Origin of the sequence: Okeania sp. SIO3I5 (assembly GCF_010672085.1) — a bacterium.
Classification (GTDB): Bacteria; Cyanobacteriota; Cyanobacteriia; order Cyanobacteriales; family Microcoleaceae; genus Trichodesmium.
Map to the genome: position 1 here is coordinate 1 of NZ_JAAHHT010000459.1, position 2,968 is coordinate 2,968.

Here is a 2,968-nt window from a genome sequence, read left to right on the forward strand (position 1 = left end):
TGACAAATTCATCTATAGAAGTTGGTAGGTATTAGCTGTTCGGTGTCAGGTGTTATAGTAATTTATGTCTAAAAATGTCCTTACTAATAATTAGTCTTAATGGGTGCATCTCAATCCAAGAAGAAAGCCAAAAATTTATTGCTTTTAGGGAACAGGGAACTCTTAACTGGGAATAGGGAATAGGGAACAGGGAATAGGGAATAGGAAAAAAGTATTTTGGCAAATATGAGATGCACCCGTCTTAATCTTATTGTACTGATGATTGTTAGATTTTATTTAGTTGAGCTTAATAATCAATCCTACAATAATAAATATAATAAAAAAAGTCAAAAAATATAAATATAAATATAAATAGCTACCAAAATAAATACTAAAATATCGTTAAATATCGAATTTAAAATGGATTTTTTAGCATTAGTAAAATTATAATTTTTCCTGTTATTTATTATTTCAGAGGAATTATACCATTTTGATAAATATTTGCTACAAATAATTGGGGGATTTTTTAGTAGTCAGGAGTCAGGAGTTAGGAGTCTTATGGGAATTGCTTCAATACCACTTTTTAGGTCGTAAATCATCTTTTTTGTCAAATAGATGTCTCCTGAAAATTATTTTTATTGCTCTTACTATTCGTAACATTCTTTTTGCAAAATGGTATTATAATTACCTAAATTACTTAAGCTGACAACAGTTTCCCTTATTGATAAGATAAAAATTTTTATTACTCTAGGGAACAGGCAACAAGTAACAGCGAAAGTAAATTAATATTAAACTGTAATTCACAACCATCACAATTGCTGTAATAGTTACGCAGTTGGTGAATGATTGTATTATTTTTAGTAGTGAAAACAGCTTTTTTACTCACTATTAATCTTAGTCCTATAGAAATTTTAGATCTTATTTCATCAATGCCATAGTTACAAATTTTCATAAACAACAATCAAGTTTATCAAAATTAAATCTAATTAATTTTGATTTTTTATTTCCAACTTAGTAACTGTATATGAACTATATAGATCAAATAAATCATTTTCTTAAACCATCTCTGAATCAGACTAATTTAGTTATCGATCTATTTGCCGGATGTGGTGGTTTATCTCTAGGTTTTGAAGCACAAGGTTTTGCAACTCATGGTTTTGAAATGGATGCCGATTGTTGTACAAGTTATAATCAAAATTTAAAGGGTAATTGCACTCAAATTACTCTGACTTTAGAAACAGAATTACCTCTTGGAAAGGTAATAATTGGTGGTCCTCCTTGTCAACCTTTTAGTGTAGGTGGAAAGCAAAAAGGTTTACAAGATTCGCGAGATGGTTTTCCTATTTTTATTAATGCAGTGGCAAAATTAAAGCCGGAAATTTGGTTATTTGAAAATGTACGGGGGTTGCTTTATCGGAATAAATGGTATTTGGATGAAATTACTCAGGCACTTCAATCTTTGGGTTATATTATTGAGGTTAAATTGTTAAATGCTGTTGATTTTGGTGTGCCTCAAAATCGTCAACGAGTAATAGTTGTTGGGCATAAAGGTGACTTTAAATTTCCTCAAGTTTTAGATCAAAAAGTAACTGTTGGAGAAGCATTGGGAGAAATGGCATTTCACGCGCCTCCGGAGTCAAAATTTTTGACTCCAAGCATGGATAAATATGTAGAAAAATATGAAAAAGCTTCTAGTTGTAAACAACCACGCGATTTATATTTAGACAAACCTGCTAGAACTTTAACTTGTCGAAATATTTCAGCTCCTACTGGTGATATGCACCGGATAAAATTGCCGGATGGGAGAAGAAGACGTTTATTGTTAAGAGAGGCAGCAAGATTACAAAGTTTTCCTGACTGGTTTGAATTTGTAGGAAAGGAAACAAGTTGTTTTAATCAGATTGGAAATGCAGTTCCTCCTTTATTTGCTTTTCATTTAGCGGGGAGTATTAGGAGTTATTTAGAATCTGGGAAAAGATTCTCACCAGAGGAAATTTCACAAAAAATTATTCCTGTACAATTGTCATTACCTTTTTAAGAGATAAAAATGTCTGAAATTCCCCAGTATCTTACTAAGTCGGATAAGTCTAAACAGTTTCAAAAGTTAATTAATGAAGCTTTGTATAATGAATAATGAATAATGAATTTAGAGCATTATTAGAGCATTAGAGGGTTAGAGAGAAAATTAGAGATTTAAAAAACTATTTCATTATTAATAATTAATTATTAATTATCTAAAGAGCATATAATTCATTTTGATGGTGAAAAATTTTTGAGTCCTTATTCTCAAATAACTAATACTTGAAAGAGAATGATGAATGAAATTAACTGGCAATTATTCTGGATATTAATGATTTTGCATTGTGTTATTGGTACTGCTGCTGCTTTTGTGGCAAAAAGCAGAGGTAGGAATTTTAATCTTTGGTTGGGTTGGGGTTTATTGGGAGGTACTATTGCTTTAATAACTGCATTTTTGCTACCTGCTAAAAATCTAGATTAAAAAGGAAATTAATTAGCAAACAATTAGATGAATTTATCTTAGGAAAGTATCAAGATATTACTCTTGGATTTCCTAGAAAAATTTGTCTGGTTTGCAAGAACTTTAATACTTTTATAGATGAAATAAGTAGGAGAAATCAGAAAGCAATTTGCTGAGGTAACAGTGTAGCGATCGCTTAACTTCAGAAAATATCTACTTATCTCTAGGTAGAGCAAATATTCTGGGAAAAATCTCTGACAAATTTTCGAGTATCTACATTAAAAGTGCAATTTTCATTTCTTCAGAAAACGGGCAAAAAGTTGCCGGGAGGCAAGAGGCAGTTGCTCAACTTCAGAAAATATCTACTTATCTTTAGGTAGAGTAAATATTCTGGAAAAGTTTCTGACAAATTTTCGAGTATCTACATTAAAAGTGAAATTTTCATTTCTTCAGAAAACGGGCAAAAAGTTGCGGGGAGGCAAGAGGCAGTTGCTCAACTTCAGAAAATAT

General features: G+C 30.9%; 2 protein-coding genes. Both read left to right on the forward strand.

Annotated features, from left to right (window positions below):
• The first annotated feature begins 1,003 nt into the window (after nt 1-1,003).
• Entirely contained in the window at nt 1,004-2,017 is a 1,014-nt protein-coding gene (locus tag F6K40_RS39585) for a DNA cytosine methyltransferase (RefSeq protein ID WP_293145613.1), read from the forward strand.
• 273 nt (nt 2,018-2,290) lie between these two features.
• On the forward strand, nt 2,291-2,479 hold the full coding sequence (locus F6K40_RS39590) for a hypothetical protein (RefSeq protein WP_293145616.1): 189 nt from the start codon (nt 2,291-2,293) through the stop codon (nt 2,477-2,479).
• The last annotated feature ends 489 nt before the right edge of the window (nt 2,480-2,968 follow it).